The sequence below is a fragment of the Protofrankia coriariae genome, assembly GCF_001017755.1.
Lineage (GTDB): Bacteria > Actinomycetota > Actinomycetes > Frankiales > Frankiaceae > Protofrankia > Protofrankia coriariae.
Genome location: NZ_JWIO01000037.1, coordinates 1 through 13,253, shown reverse-complemented (window position 1 = coordinate 13,253; position 13,253 = coordinate 1). Strand labels below are relative to the sequence as shown.

13 protein-coding genes and 1 tRNA gene are annotated in these 13,253 nt (G+C 67.8%); 9 read left to right on the top strand and 5 right to left on the bottom strand.

Translation table 11 applies throughout. The features are described from left to right. The first annotated feature begins 275 nt into the window (after positions 1-275). Positions 276-2,675, top strand: coding sequence for a glycoside hydrolase family 65 protein (locus FrCorBMG51_RS18990; protein ID WP_420848644.1), 2,400 nt, complete (start codon positions 276-278; stop codon positions 2,673-2,675). A 25-nt stretch (positions 2,676-2,700) separates the two neighbouring features. Here FrCorBMG51_RS18990 and dcd read toward each other — a convergent pair whose 3' ends face one another. After that, positions 2,701-3,327 (bottom strand): dCTP deaminase, encoded by a 627-nt coding sequence (dcd, locus tag FrCorBMG51_RS18985; protein WP_047224401.1) that lies wholly within the window; start codon positions 3,325-3,327, stop codon positions 2,701-2,703. 64 nt (positions 3,328-3,391) lie between these two features. Further along, complete coding sequence (locus FrCorBMG51_RS31735; protein WP_052914840.1) at positions 3,392-3,754, bottom strand: TNT domain-containing protein; 363 nt, start codon at positions 3,752-3,754, stop codon at positions 3,392-3,394. A 651-nt stretch (positions 3,755-4,405) separates the two neighbouring features. On the opposite strand from FrCorBMG51_RS31735, the gene FrCorBMG51_RS18975 reads away from it, so the two are divergent. The 3 genes from FrCorBMG51_RS18975 (at position 4,406) to FrCorBMG51_RS18965 (ending at position 5,606) form a co-directional block, all read left to right on the top strand. Then, positions 4,406-4,479: transfer RNA gene (locus FrCorBMG51_RS18975), tRNA-Gly, on the top strand. 489 nt (positions 4,480-4,968) lie between these two features. Continuing rightward, on the top strand, positions 4,969-5,202 hold the full coding sequence (vapB, locus tag FrCorBMG51_RS18970) for a type II toxin-antitoxin system VapB family antitoxin (RefSeq protein WP_047224400.1): 234 nt from the start codon (positions 4,969-4,971) through the stop codon (positions 5,200-5,202). Continuing rightward, positions 5,199-5,606, top strand: a complete 408-nt coding sequence (locus FrCorBMG51_RS18965) for a PIN domain nuclease (RefSeq protein ID WP_076844845.1) — start codon at positions 5,199-5,201, stop codon at positions 5,604-5,606. The genes vapB and FrCorBMG51_RS18965 overlap by 4 nt, the downstream gene beginning before the upstream one ends. Before the next feature lie 248 nt (positions 5,607-5,854). Here FrCorBMG51_RS18965 and FrCorBMG51_RS18960 read toward each other — a convergent pair whose 3' ends face one another. The 3 genes from FrCorBMG51_RS18960 to FrCorBMG51_RS18950 are packed head-to-tail and all read right to left on the bottom strand — an operon-like array spanning position 5,855 to position 7,442. Further along, positions 5,855-6,751, bottom strand: coding sequence for an exonuclease domain-containing protein (locus FrCorBMG51_RS18960; protein ID WP_047224399.1), 897 nt, complete (start codon positions 6,749-6,751; stop codon positions 5,855-5,857). Positions 6,752-6,765: 14 nt separating this feature from the next. Further along, positions 6,766-7,197, bottom strand: a complete 432-nt coding sequence (locus FrCorBMG51_RS18955) for a type II toxin-antitoxin system VapC family toxin (protein WP_047224398.1) — start codon at positions 7,195-7,197, stop codon at positions 6,766-6,768. Beyond that, positions 7,194-7,442 carry a FitA-like ribbon-helix-helix domain-containing protein gene (locus FrCorBMG51_RS18950; protein WP_013872141.1) on the bottom strand — a complete coding sequence of 83 codons (249 nt, stop codon included), beginning with the start codon at positions 7,440-7,442 and terminating at the stop codon, positions 7,194-7,196. Before FrCorBMG51_RS18950 ends, FrCorBMG51_RS18955 begins: the two co-directional genes overlap by 4 nt. Before the next feature lie 524 nt (positions 7,443-7,966). Here FrCorBMG51_RS18950 and FrCorBMG51_RS18945 point away from each other — a divergent pair. The 5 genes from FrCorBMG51_RS18945 to FrCorBMG51_RS27245 are packed head-to-tail and all read left to right on the top strand — an operon-like array spanning position 7,967 to position 13,132. Further along, positions 7,967-8,791 carry an SDR family NAD(P)-dependent oxidoreductase gene (locus tag FrCorBMG51_RS18945; protein ID WP_047224397.1) on the top strand — a complete coding sequence of 275 codons (825 nt, stop codon included), beginning with the start codon at positions 7,967-7,969 and terminating at the stop codon, positions 8,789-8,791. Continuing rightward, positions 8,791-10,098 (top strand): aminotransferase class I/II-fold pyridoxal phosphate-dependent enzyme, encoded by a 1,308-nt coding sequence (locus FrCorBMG51_RS18940; RefSeq protein WP_047224396.1) that lies wholly within the window; start codon positions 8,791-8,793, stop codon positions 10,096-10,098. Before FrCorBMG51_RS18945 ends, FrCorBMG51_RS18940 begins: the two co-directional genes overlap by 1 nt. Before the next feature lie 2 nt (positions 10,099-10,100). Beyond that, positions 10,101-11,045 (top strand): diiron oxygenase, encoded by a 945-nt coding sequence (locus tag FrCorBMG51_RS18935; RefSeq protein WP_338052769.1) that lies wholly within the window; start codon positions 10,101-10,103, stop codon positions 11,043-11,045. A 7-nt stretch (positions 11,046-11,052) separates the two neighbouring features. Further along, positions 11,053-11,901, top strand: a complete 849-nt coding sequence (locus tag FrCorBMG51_RS18930; protein WP_047224395.1) for a tryptophan 2,3-dioxygenase family protein — start codon at positions 11,053-11,055, stop codon at positions 11,899-11,901. Beyond that, complete coding sequence (locus FrCorBMG51_RS27245; RefSeq protein ID WP_083731295.1) at positions 11,894-13,132, top strand: alpha/beta hydrolase; 1,239 nt, start codon at positions 11,894-11,896, stop codon at positions 13,130-13,132. The genes FrCorBMG51_RS18930 and FrCorBMG51_RS27245 overlap by 8 nt, the downstream gene beginning before the upstream one ends. Positions 13,133-13,253 lie beyond the last annotated feature (121 nt).

Genomic DNA, 13,253 nt, shown 5'->3' with positions numbered 1-13,253 from the left:
GCTGGCGGGCAAGCCGGCACCGGACACCTATCTTGCCGCGGCCCGTAAGCTGCGTGCCGAGCCCTGGCAGTCGGCGGTGTTCGAGGACGCGCTCGCCGGGGTCGAGGCCGGGCGGGCCGGTGGTTTCGGTTTCGTGGTCGGCGTCGACCGGGTCGGGCACGCCGACGCCCTGCTCGCGCACGGGGCGAACATCACCGTCCCCGATCTGGCTGTCCTGCTCGAGCCGGGCGGACAGCCAGGCGAACACGGCCGCGCCGGCCGCGCGACAGCGGATGATGGGAACCTCTCGTCCGGTGGCCCTTCATGATCGGAAGCGTGTCGTGATCGGTAACGTGTCGTTCCCGGTCGAGCCGTGGCATCTGCGTGAGTGCGGTCTCGACCCGAAGCTGCTGGCCCGGTCGGAGTCGCTGTTCGCCCTGTCCAACGGCCATGTCGGCCTGCGGGCGAACCTGGACGAGGGCGAGCCGCACGCCCTGCCCGGCACCTATCTGAACTCGGTGCACGAGCTGCGTCCGCTGCCGTACGCCGAAGCCGGCTACGGGTATCCGGAGTCCGGCCAGACGGTCATCAACGTCACCAACGGCAAGCTCATCCGCCTGCTGGTGGACGACGAGCCCTTCGACGTCCGCTACGGGGAGCTGCGGGCCCACGAACGGGTGCTGGACTTCCGCGCGGGCGTGCTGCGGCGCACGGCCGAGTGGGTGTCACCGGCCGGTCAGGCGATCAGGGTGTCGACGGTGCGCCTGGTGTCCTTCGTCCAGCGGGCCATGGCGGCGATCTGCTACGAGGTCGAACCGCTGGACGTCCCGGCGCGGCTGGTGATCCAGTCCGAGCTGGTCGCCAACGAGCAGATGCCGCCGCAGAGCGCGGACCCGCGGACGGCCGCCGTGCTGGAGGCGCCGTTGCAGGCGGAGTGGAACGGCAGCCACGGCACGTACGCGGAGCTGGTGCACCAGACCCGGCGCAGCGGCCTGCGGGTCGCCGCCGCGATGGACCATGTGATCGACCCGCTGCCCGGGCTGGGAGTCACCGCCGAGAGCGACGAGGACTCCTGCCGGATCACCGTGACGGCCGTGCTGGACGTCGGCAGCACGCTGCGCATGGTCAAGTTCATCGCCTACGGCTGGTCGGAGCAGCGTTCCCTGCCGGCGCTGCGGGACCAGGCCGCCGCCGCGCTGACCGCGGCCAGGCAGACCGGCTGGGCTGGCATGCTCGCCGAGCAGCAGGCCTACCTCGACGACTTCTGGGCGCGGGCCGACGTCGAGGTCGACGGCGACGCCGAGGTGCAGCAGGCCGTTCGGTTCGCCCTGTTCCACGTGCTGCAGGCCGGTGCGCGGGCCGAGCGCCGGTCGATCCCGGCCAAGGGGCTGACCGGCACCGGCTACGACGGGCACGCCTTCTGGGACACCGAGAGCTACGTCCTGCCGATGCTCGCCTACATCGCCCCGCACGCGGCGGCGGACGCCCTGCGGTGGCGACAGGCCACCCTGCCGCTGGCCCGTGAACGGGCCCGCACGCTCGGCTTCTCCGGCGCGGCGTTCCCCTGGCGGACGATCCACGGCGAGGAGTGCTCGGGGTACTGGCCGGCGGGCACGGCGGCGTTCCACATCAACGCCGACATCGCGGACGCGGTCGTCCGCTACGTCCGCGCGACCGGGGACGACGGCTTCGAGCGCGACGTCGGCCTGGAACTGCTCGTCGACACCGCCCGGCTGTGGCGCTCCCTCGGCCACCACGACCTCGACGGCGACTTCAACATCGACGGCGTGACCGGCCCGGACGAGTACAGCGTGGTCGCGGACAACAACGTCTACACGAACCTGATGGCGCAGCAGAACCTGGTCGAGGCGGCGAACGCCGTCCGGCGGCATCCGGACAGGGCGCGCGAACTCGGTGTGGACGCGGAGGAGACCGCGTCCTGGCGCGACGCCGCCGAGGACATGTACATCCCGTTCGACGAGAAGCTGGGCGTGCATCCGCAGTCGGAGGGGTTCACCCGGCACCAGGTGTGGAACTTCGAGCGCACCCGCCCCGACCAGTACCCGATGCTGCTGCACTTCCCGTACTTCGACCTGTACCGCAAGCAGGTCGTCAAACAGGCCGATCTGGTGCTGGCGATGGTGCGCAGGGGGGACGCGTTCACCGAGGAGCAGAAGGCTCGCAACTTCGCCTACTACGAGGCCCTGACCGTCCGCGACTCGTCGTTGTCGGCGTGCTACCAGGCGGTGATGGCCGCCGAGGTCGGCCATCTCGGGCTCGCCCACGACTACCTGCGTGAGGCCGCGCTGACGGATCTGCGCGACCTGTCGAACCGGGCCGTGGACGGCCTGCACATCGCCTCGCTCGCCGGGAGCTGGATCGCGCTGGTCGAGGGGTTCGGCGGGTTGCGCGACACCGGGGAGACGCTGTCGTTCGCGCCCCGGCTGCCGGAGGGGATCAGCCGGCTGGCGTTCACGCTGTCCCGGCGGGGCCGGCGGCTGCGGGTCGAGGTCACCGACGCCGTCGCGTCCTACGTGCTGCTGCGCGGCGACCCGACCGTCATCGTCCACCACGGCGAACAGGTGCGGGTGACGACGAAGGAGCCGGTGAGCCGTCCCGTGCCGCCGTCGCCCACCCGGCCGGCTCCCGGCCAGCCGTTCGGACGGGAGCCGGTGCGCTTCCGCCCGAACCTGTGAGGCGACCGCCGCGCCCACGTGGATGTCACCCGGTGTGGTCGTGATTGTGGTTACGGTCGCGGTTGTGGTCGTCCGGGGAGACGGCGGCGCGGGTGAAGTCACGGTAGGCGCGGGACGGCGTGGGGCCGCGCTGGCCCTGATAGCGCGAGCCGTAGACGGCCGAGCCGTACGGGTGCGTCGCCGGCGAGGAGAGCCGGAACAGGCACAGTTGGCCGATCTTCATACCCGGCCAGATCTTGATGGGCAGAGTGGCCACGTTCGACAGCTCAAGCGTGACGTGGCCGGAGAAACCCGGGTCGATGAAACCCGCGGTCGAGTGTGTGAGCAGGCCGAGGCGGCCGAGGCTGGACTTGCCCTCCAACCGGCCGGCGAGATCGTCCGGCAGGGTGACGATCTCGAGGGTCGAGCCGAGGACGAACTCCCCGGGATGCAGGACGAACGGCTCGTCGACGTCCGGCGCGACAAGCTCGGTCAGGTCCTCCTGCTCGATGGCGGGGTCGATGTGGCTGTACCGGTGGTTCTGGAACACCCGGAACCACCGGTCGAGCCGCAGATCGATACTGCTGGGTTGGACGAGAACCGGATCGTACGGTTCCAGGCGGACGCGTCCCGCGGCGATCTCGGCTCGGATGTCCCGGTCAGACAGCAGCACGTCCGAGCACGCTACCGTCCGCCGGCCTTGTCGCGGTCGTCGGACGGGGGCATCCGTCGTCCCGTCACTGGCAGAGGTAGGCCGCGTCGGTCGTCGAGCAGATGAGCTGGTTGTCGAGCAGCCACTGGATGGGCAGCGCATCGGAGACCGGATCGACGACCGGCGCCCCCGGGATGAGCGCGCTGACCACCTGGTACTGCTGTCCGTAGCCGGGCTGGTCGAACCACGGCCGGATGGCGCCGCTGTACACGGAGAACGTCTGCAGCACCCGGTAGGCGTGGTAGTTGCAGCTACCCGGGTCCGTGGTGGAGTCCAGGTTGGACGGCGGGATGGCCCGGGCGGCGTATTTCGTCCCCTCCGGGGAGGCGAAGTTGCCGCCCGTGCCACCGAAGCGGTCGAACTCCAGCCCCGGGGTCAGCGATGTCACCGTCCGCTGCGGGGTACCGTCCGGATTGATCAGGTATCCGTCCTTCGGCGGGTACTGCCAGCCGCCCTGGCCGGACCGGGCGGACGGGTCCCACCAGGTGTCCAGGAACTGCTGGACCGGCTCCCCGCCGGTCCGCTGGNNNNCGGCTCCCCGCCGGTCCGCTGGTAGTGGGACAGCTCCCGGCCCACCTCGCCGGTGACCGGCAGTTTTCGGGGTCCCAGCCGTGAGTCGTCCCGGAAGTCGGCCTCCGAACACTCGCCCGGCGAGCGGTGCCCATCCGTCGGATCACCGGTCGTCGAGCCGTCGGTCGTCGCACCGACGGTGATCGCGGTGCCGTCGGTGGTGGAGGCGGGCGCGGCCGAGGCGGATGTGGCGTCGGCGAAGGCGGCACCGGCAAGGAGCAGGGCTCCAGCCGTCAACGAGATCATGCTCTTGCGAAACTGCACGTATTCCTCCCGGACGTGTGCTCTGAGTAGCACATCGATCCGGGAGAGTAGTAAAAGATCTGCTCACGGACATGGATCGCGTTCTCCGGGCGGATATACCGTGTGTCGTCCGCCCTGTAGCGACACGTGCCTCCGGCTGACGCCGGTTGGGTCCCACCGCACCGCATCTCGCCCACGCGAGCCTGTAGGATGCTGAAGGCAGCACGCGGGCGTAGTTCAGAGGCAGAACACGAGCTTCCCAAGCTTGCAACGCGGGTTCGATTCCCGTCGCCCGCTCCACTTTGGGACAGGTCTGTCAGACGGGGTCTGACCTGGGCGTTTCGCAATATCTGTTGGGGGGCCGAGCCCCCCATACCCCCCACGGGTAGGCGCAGGTGGATCATGATTTTTGCCATCCGCGTGCCAGTGGGGGTGGGTGTGCCATCTCAGGGGGTGGGGCGCATGCGGATGGTGCTGCCTCGGGCCAGGCGGGTGGACATGGTTCGGGCGACCTCTGCGGCGCGGTCTCTGGTGGCCTTCTGGTAGATCAGGGCGGCGCGTGGGGTTGAGTGGCCGCCGAGGGCCATGAGTTCGTGGAGGGTGGCGCCGGACTGGGCCGCCAGGGTCAGGCCCGCGTGACGGCAGTCGTGTAGGTGGGCTTTTGGAGACCTGGACGGTCAAACGCCGCATCCACGGGAGCCGCACCAGAGCCGCTTGATGATCGCCTCACGTAACTGATCATGATATCGTAGATGGGGAATCTGATATCAAACGTGTGAGGTGACGCCCATGGCCGACGTCCTCGTCCGCGACGTGCCCGATGGGGTTCTTGCCGAGCTCGACGCCGCCGCTGCCCGCGCCGGGATCTCGCGCGTCGAGTATCTGCGCCGCATGCTTGCTGCCGAAGCCGAGCGAGCGTCGCGCGACGCTCGTCCACCCCTTGGACGGGAGGACTGGGTACAGCTCAACGAGCTGATCTCGGACCTTGCCGACGAGGATGTGATGCGCGGTGCCTGGTCGTGACTGAGGGCTGGCTCATCGACAAGTCGGCGATGGTCCGCATACCGGCCCATCCCGACGAGCCGGTCTGGTCACGGCGAGTCGATCAAGGTCTGATGCACATCTGTGCGGTCACACTGCTCGAAGTGGGGTACTCGGCCCGCAACGGCCCTGAACACACCCGGCTTCTCGGTACCCCGCCGCTCGCGCGCATGGCCATTCAGTGGGACATGCCGACCGCCGTGACCCGACGTGCCTACGAGGTCCAAGGCATGTTGGCCGCGGCCGGCCACCACAGAACTCCCAGTATCCCCGATCTGCTGATCGCAGCGACGGCGGAAGCTGCCGGGCTTACGCTCCTGCATTACGACAAGGACTTTGAGCTGATCGCCGACCTGACCGGGCAACCGTTGTGCCGATTGTCCTGATCCCCCGCATCGCGGCACGGCTGACAGTCAAGATAACCTCCCACGTTCCTGTGGCTGGGGTTTTTTGGGCCATCTGCGGGCCAGCAGTAGCGGATGTGCTGTCAGGATCGGTGCGGTCAGACGCGGTGCGGGCCGCGCCACGTGGCCGGCTGTGCGTGGCCGTGAACAGTCGTGACGACGTACCGCGGCAGTGCCGGGGCGGATGCCGAGCGGGACGCATCCTGGATCGGCCCGGGAGCATCCCGCTTTCAGTCCTTGACCTCGATGCCGTGGGCGCGGGCCTTGCTTGTTCCGCTGCGGATGTCGTTGGTGAGCACAACGCTGGTCCGACGGCTGACCGCGCTGGTGACGTGTAGTCCGGCAGCCGTAGCTTTCTCGACTAATTCTTCACGATCAATAACGGTATCTCCGGTGAAGGCAACCCGCATGCCCTGGACGAGCGGCCCGCCAACGGTGAGCAGCCCCGGATTGAGATAGGGGCAGGGCGGTTTTCGCATGGTTGCCCGGGGCCGGGCGGGCAGGATTGCCACGTCGTCACGCGCTGTGCCGCAGGAGGCGAGGGGCAGGTCCAGTTGCTGGCTGGCGGCGTGCCCCAACGCCCGCGGCAGCAGAGCGGCGAGGACGTCGGCATCGTCGACGGCGTCGTGGGCCTGACGTTGGACGACTCCCCAGTACTCCGCCAGCGTCGCCAGTTTGAGGTTCGGCAGGTCGAGATCGAGCCGGTGGGCGAGAACCCGGGTACACAGCCGCCATTCGACAGGGAGGCGGATGCCCAGCCGCATTGCTTCGGTGGCAAGCATCTGCCAGTCGAAAACCGCATTGTGCGCGACGAAGATCCGGCCGTCGAGCAGCGGCAGCAGAGAATCGGCTACCAGGTCGAATATGGGGCTGCCGGCCAGCCGTTCGCGGGTGAGCCCGTGAATGTGCACCGGCCCGGGATCGCATCCCGGATCGAGCAGGGTCGACCATCGCCGTTCCACCGTGCCGTCCGACGCCACGTGCACTACGGCTACCGAGAGGATTCGGCTACGCTGTGCTATCAGTCCGGCGGTCTCCACGTCCACCACCACATAGCGGTGGGGATAGGCGGCTGCGATGGTCGACGGTTGAAGTAACGGGGAGCTCACAGCGTCGGATCGTCCCATGATGCTCGGCCCGGTCAGTTGGCTGGTGTTGTCTGCCAGGGGTTTGTCAGGTCGATGCCGGTGTGGACGAAGTCCCCGGTGTTGCGGGTGGCGAGGCCAGCGGAGTGTGAGCGGCAGATGGCCGCGATCTGGGCGTCGGCCATGGCGATGGGCAGGCCCCGCCGCTCGCGTCCCATGACGATGTCCGCGTAGTGGGCCGCCGCGTCGTCGTCGAAGGGCAGGACGCGGCCGGCGAAACCCGCCTCGACGGCACGTTGCAGCCGGTCGGCCAGGTCGGTGCGGCGTCGCCCCTCGGGCACCCGGGCGACGCCGTAGCGCAGCTCGGCCATGGTCACCGCGGTCAGGTAGATCTCGTCGGCGGGCTGGCTGTCGATCCAGGCAACGACCCCTGGATCAGCCCGGGCGCGCATCAGCTCCGAGACGACGTTCGTGTCCAGCGTGATCATGAGGAGAGGTCTGCCGCTCTCGGTGGCTCCGTGCGTGGCGGCAGCGCAAGCTCCACGTCCTCGTCGAGGTCCGCGAAGTACTGGTGGATCTGGCTGCCCAGCCCGCGTCGCGGGGCCGGCCCGGTCAGGGCGGCCCGGAGGATCGCCCGGGCCTCCGCCTCCATGGACCGGCCGTTGTGCGCCGCGCGGACCCGTAGCCGCGCCTTCACCTCGTCATCCAGATCCCTGATCGTCAACGTCGCCATGACATACCACCCCTTCCAGCCATCCAATGCTAGCACTGCATGCATTGCAAGCTGGGTGTGCGGAATCCGCGCCAGATCCGGCTGACGTCGCGGACAAGCCTGGAGGCTGCTCGCATTCGATCCGAACCTACTGCGGAAAAACGGGGAGGAGTCCGTGGATACGGGGTGAAAGTGCTGCTAGAGTCCGTACCTGCTGACCGCGACTCGCTATCGTCCCGGACCGCAGGCGCTGCGGGCAGAGTCCGCGTCATGAGATTTCCGTAACCATCCGGCGCAGGCTGAGGCGTGTGCTGTCGTCGCTGACAGCACGGTCCCGGCCATGAGGAACGACCTGACCATCCCGACCACATGACTGCCGATCAAGCTGCCGGAGCTGGACAGCGTGATCGACGGATCGTCTGGGCCGGGTAGTTCGGCGCGCCCTCCTCATGGTTGCTCCGGGCGTCTCGTGGCGGGCCAGCGCAGGCCCCGGCGCGCCGCTCCGCACAGGAGCCGCTCTCCACAGGATCACAGGAAAGGACACGATGCCGCGAAACGTCCTGATCACTGGTGGCTCCAGTGGTGTGGGTCTGGCCACCGTGACACGGTTCGCCCGTAATGATGACAATGTGTGGTTCACCTACCACTCCCGACGGGACGTCGCCGAGTCGGTTGTGTCGGACCTGCGCACGACTGACGGCGCCCGGGTGCGCGCCTTCGAGTTCAGGCAGGGGGAGCGGGGCAGCCATGACGCTCTGCTGGCGGCGCTTCCCGGCCCGGTGGACGTGCTCGTCAACAACGCCGCCGTGGGCACGCGGAGTATCGACCGGTATGTCGAGGATTCGCGCGACCGGGACGAGGCGTTCCTGCGGATCAACAGCATCGGCCCGCTGTGGCTGATCCGGCGCCTCCTGCCGGGCATGCTGGACCGCGGCTACGGGAAGATCGTCAATATCTGCAGCGTCGGCGGCGGGGTGGCGCAGTTCCCGGGATTCGACGTCGTGGACGGCATGAGCAAAGCGGCGCTCGCCTACCTGACCCGCCATCTCGCGGCGGAGACGGCGCATTCTCCGGTCGATGTCATGGCGGTGTGCCCGGGGGCGGTCGACACGCCCATGCTGCGGGAGAGCACGCTCGACCGGCTGGCGCCGCAGGCCCGGCTCGACTTCGAGGCGAATCTGCCGAAGGGCAGGCTGATCCGGCCGGAGGAGATCGCGGAGCTGGTGTGGTGGTTGTGCGGCAACGGATCCGGCGTGCTGCACGGGGCGGTCGTGGACGCGTCGATGGGCCTGGGAGTACGTCCCGGCCTGCTTGCCGAGCACTCCGCGGAATCCGACCGGGTGCGTGGCGGCCGTCCGGGGGGTCGCTGATGGTGTCGAGGCGTGCGGCGGCGTTGGCCGCCCAGCCGCCGGCGATCGCCGCGGCGCACTTCCGAGCGGAGGCGCATCCGTACCATCCCCGGCTGCGCCCGGACGGGTACATCAATCTTGGTACGGCGGAGAACCGACTGGTGTGGGACCTGCTGGCGCCCCGGCTGACCGGCCCGCGTCCACTGAGCGCCGCGGACACCCACTACGCCCCGCTGCACGGCACCGACGCCTTCCGGGAACAGCTCGCTCGTTTCCTCGGCGGAGTCTGCCGGACGGAGGTGGACCCGGAACACCTTGTCGTGGTCAGCGGGGTGACGAGCGCTCTGGACGTCATCGCCTCCGTCCTGTGCGATCCGGGGGAGGCGGTCGTCGTGCCCGCTCCCTACTACGGGGCTTTCGACGTCGACCTGCTCGGGCGTTCCGGCGCCCGCCTGCTGCCCGTGCCCCTGAGCGCTGGCAGGAACTTCCAGGTGACGACCTCGGAGATAGGCCACGCGCTGACCCGTGCTCGCGAGCGGGGTGTCACCGTCCGTGCCGTGGCACTGGCCTCACCGGGGAACCCGGTCGGTCACGTCCACCCGCCGCAGGTCCTCCGGGAGATCGCCGAGGTCGCCGGTCAGCACGGGGTGGACGTCATCGTGGACGAGATCTACGCCAATTCGGTCTTCGGCGAGACACCGTTCGTCAGCTTTCTCGATCCCGAGGTGAGGGCGGCCGGGACCGGACGGGTCCACATCGTGTGGGGATTCGCGAAGGACTTCGGACTACCCGGCTTCAAGATCGGTGTTCTGTGCAGTCCCGATCCCGAGGTCTGTGCCGCGGCCCGGGCACTCGCCTACTTCGCCGCGACATCGACCGACACCCAGGCACTTCTGCGGGATGTGCTCGCCGACCGGGCATGGGTTGCTCGTTTCCTCGCGGAGAGTCGTCGACGGCTTGCCCTTTCCTATGCTTCGTCGGTCGATCTCCTCACCGCCGCTGGTATTCCCTTCGTGCCGGTGGGGGCGGGATTTTCGCTGTGGGTCGACCTGGGGGCGTGGCTGACCGCCCCCACCTTCGCGGCCGAACACGCCCTGTGGGAAAGAATTCTTGAACAGGCCTGTGTCAACGTCCTGCCGGGCCAGTTCTTCGCCAGCCCGGATCCCGGATGGTTCCGGATCTGCTATGCCACCGACCTGGCCGTGGTAACGGAGGGCATCAGCCGTGTTGTTCGGCTCCTTGGCACGTCCGAGCCGCGGGGTGACGAAAGAGCCGCTGTCTCCTCCCGTCCGGTCGGTGCTACGCGGTACGAAAACGTCGAGGGCTGACGATGGAGAAGAAACCGAGCAGGCCGGGAGCGGCTCAACCGATGAACGACTGGTACAGCTCGGCGGGAGTCCGCGGTGGGAGTCGGCGGACATTTCACCGGGACATGGAGGAAGGACGGGTGTTCTTTCCCTCCGAGCTGGTTCCTTATCTTGCCCACGAAGCCGTCCGTGTTCTCCCGGCCGCCCTGACACGGGAACTCACCGTGCGTCACCTGTACCAGTTTCTGCTGTCGGCAACGCACCTGGAGACCAGGATCGTCAACCGTGGGGCGGAGCGGATCGCCGGGAATCGGGTGGGCTTCGACCTGCCTCGTTCGTGTCGTCTGGACGCCTACAAAATATACTGTGACGAGGGGTATCACTCGCTGTACAGTCTCGATCTGGCCGACCAGATCGCCACCGCCACGGGGATCCCAATACCCCGGTGGGACTACGGCGGGTTCGTCGAACGTCTCGAGGAGACCGGGCGCGCCATTCTCCCCGGCGAACCGGTGCTCGCTCATCTGCTGCAGGTGATCGTGTTCGAGACGTTGATAACCGCGGTCCTCAACGAGGTCCCCAACGATCCCACGGTCGTCACCGCGGTCCGGGAGGTGACCCGGGACCATGCCCGTGACGAGGGACACCACCACCGGTTCTTCGTCGCGTTCTTCCACCTTCTGTGGGGACATCTGGAACCCTCGCTCCGGGCCCGCGTGGCGCACGCCATCCCGCCTCTGATCAGGGCATGTCTCGTCTGGGACACCGCGCCGGTCCGCTCCTCTCTCCTGCTCGCAGGCCTCGACGAGCCCACTGCCGACACCGTGCTCCGGGACGTCTACGGGGGTACCGCCGCGACCCGACGAATCCGCGAGGTCGCCCAGGCCACCCGGCGGATGTGCGAGTCCGCCGGCGTCCTCGATCTTCCTGGAGCGAGGGAGACCTTCGCCGCCCACGGCATCGAGTGAGGACACCATGCAGCCTTCCGCCGATCATGACAGCGGACTCACCTACGCGACCTACCTTCGCCTTCCCCACGTGCTCGACCAGCAGCGGTGCAGAAGCTCACCCCCTGCCCATGACGAACTGCTCTTCATCACTGTCCACCAGGTGTATGAGCTGTGGTTCAAGGTGCTGCTGTTCGAGCTTTCCAACGCCAGGGACCGGATGCTTGACGGCGACGCCTACCGGGCCCGCCTCCGGCTGCGCCGCTGCCACGAGATCGAGCGCGTGCTGGTGAACCAGATCGACGTCGTCGACACCATGACGCCGCACGGATTCCTGGAGTTCCGTGGAACGCTGGGGTCGTCCAGCGGGCTTCAGTCGACGCAGTTCCGAGAAATAGAATTCCTGTCCGGTGCCGACGACAGCGGTTGGCTGGACAGGGCCGTCTGGCTGAGCACCGAGGACCACCAGCGGCTGTCCCGGCGACTGACCGAACCGGACCTGTGGGACTCTTTCATCACGCTTCTGGCCGTCGCTGGTTTCGCCGTCGGCACCCCACAGCAGCGAGCCGCGATCTTCTACGAAATAGCGGTCGGCGACGATCGGTACAACGAGCTGTGGGAGCTCTCCGAAGCGCTGATCGACCACGACCAGATGTGGTCGACCTGGCGCCTGCGGCACCAGATGACGGTGGTGCGCCAGCTCGGTGGAAAACCTGGGACAGGTGGCAGCACAGGTGGCGGCTACCTGGCGGAACGGGTTCCGATGAAATTCTATCCGGAACTCTGGGAGGCAAGGAGTCGTTTCGGCCCGCCGAACGACGGAAGCCTTCCGCGGGTTCACGCCCCCGAATCCCTTCGACAGGAATCCGATGGCTAGGCCGGCGAGAACCCACGACGGCACGGGAAACGACGGCACGGGAGACGGCAGGACCACGGCCGGTGGGACGTCACCGCCCCCGTGGGAGACCAGCCGGGAACTACGCGACCAGGCGTACTCGCCCAGCCTGACCGTAGCCGACATGAGAACTTACCTACGCATGTACGCGGACAGGTCGGCTGATGCCCGCGCAACCCTGCCATGGAAAGAAATCTCCTACGGAGACACCTCCGCCCAGCGGCTCCACTTCTTCCCCGCCGCTGGTCCCGACGCGCCGCTACAGGTCTTCATCCACGGCGGCTACTGGCAGGAACTGAGCAAGGAGGAGTCGTCCTTCGCCGCGCCGGACTTCGTCACGAGAGGAGCGTCCTTCGCCGCGTTGGGGTACGGGCTCGCGCCCGCTCACCGACTGGACGAGATCGTCGCCATGGTCCGCAACGCCATACTGTGGATTTTTCGGCACGCCGCCGAGCTGGGCGTCGACCCCCAGCGGATCTTCCTGAGCGGTTCCTCCGCCGGGGCTCATCTCGCCGCGATGTGTGTGATGGACGGTTGGCTCTCTCCCGCGCTGCGCCCCTTCGACGTGATCCGCGGTGCCTGCCTGCTCAGCGGTATCTACGATCTCGAGCCGCTGCGGCACACCTATGTCGGAGAACAGATCGGGCTCACCGCAGCCGAAGCGGCCCGCAACAGCCCGATTCGTCATGTCCACGGCGACGCCCCACCGCTGATCGTCGCCCGCGGCGACAACGAGACGGCCGCCTTCGCCGCCCAGCACAGACAGTTCGTATCATCCCTGACCCGAGCGGGCACGCCAGTTGCCGATCTTGTGGTGCCCGCCCGGAACCACTTCGATCTCCCTCTCGTCCTCGGGGACCCGGAAACACCACTCGGCCGGGCAGTCCTGACGCAGATGGGCCTGCTGTCACCCCCCCGGAAATCCGGCGCTCGAGGTCGGATCTGGCCGGTCTCCGCGGTGAGTGCGAGGTGTGCTCTTCGCAGTATCCATGTCGTGCGGTCCGAGTCACTGGTACCCGTTCCTGTTGGAGGAATGGTACGGCGGAGCCGTCTGGTAGCTCCATTGATGGCTCTCCTTTCCCTGGATGTTCTCAGAACTGCCGTACGCATGATTCAGATCGCGATCCGGTCAAAGATTTTGAATGGAAAACTTGAAGACCTGGTTCGATCTTCTTCTCCCGTCCGGTTGTCGGGGTGCTGGCAGGGGATTTGAAGGGGTGCGTGCGTGCCGGTGGGGCGTTGCGTCCTGGCGGACGGTTAGGAATGGAACAGCGGTCGATAATTGACACCGCCTCCTTCTGGGTGTATTGGCCACAATGCCGCTAAGATAAGAA

Excerpts from the sequence above, each read along its gene's own strand:
- FrCorBMG51_RS18990 (WP_420848644.1), top strand. The coding sequence starts at position 276 with ATGGGAACCTCTCGTCCGGTGGCCCTTCATGATCGGAAGCGTGTCGTG.
- vapB (WP_047224400.1), top strand. The coding sequence starts at position 4,969 with ATGGCCGACGTCCTCGTCCGCGACGTGCCCGATGGGGTTCTTGCCGAG.
- FrCorBMG51_RS18960 (WP_047224399.1), bottom strand. The coding sequence starts at position 6,751 with ATGGGACGATCCGACGCTGTGAGCTCCCCGTTACTTCAACCGTCGACC.
- FrCorBMG51_RS18955 (WP_047224398.1), bottom strand. The coding sequence starts at position 7,197 with ATGATCACGCTGGACACGAACGTCGTCTCGGAGCTGATGCGCGCCCGG.
- FrCorBMG51_RS18950 (WP_013872141.1), bottom strand. The coding sequence starts at position 7,442 with ATGGCGACGTTGACGATCAGGGATCTGGATGACGAGGTGAAGGCGCGG.
- FrCorBMG51_RS18945 (WP_047224397.1), top strand. The coding sequence starts at position 7,967 with ATGCCGCGAAACGTCCTGATCACTGGTGGCTCCAGTGGTGTGGGTCTG.
- FrCorBMG51_RS18940 (WP_047224396.1), top strand. The coding sequence starts at position 8,791 with ATGGTGTCGAGGCGTGCGGCGGCGTTGGCCGCCCAGCCGCCGGCGATC.
- FrCorBMG51_RS18935 (WP_338052769.1), top strand. The coding sequence starts at position 10,101 with ATGGAGAAGAAACCGAGCAGGCCGGGAGCGGCTCAACCGATGAACGAC.
- FrCorBMG51_RS18930 (WP_047224395.1), top strand. The coding sequence starts at position 11,053 with ATGCAGCCTTCCGCCGATCATGACAGCGGACTCACCTACGCGACCTAC.
- FrCorBMG51_RS27245 (WP_083731295.1), top strand. The coding sequence starts at position 11,894 with ATGGCTAGGCCGGCGAGAACCCACGACGGCACGGGAAACGACGGCACG.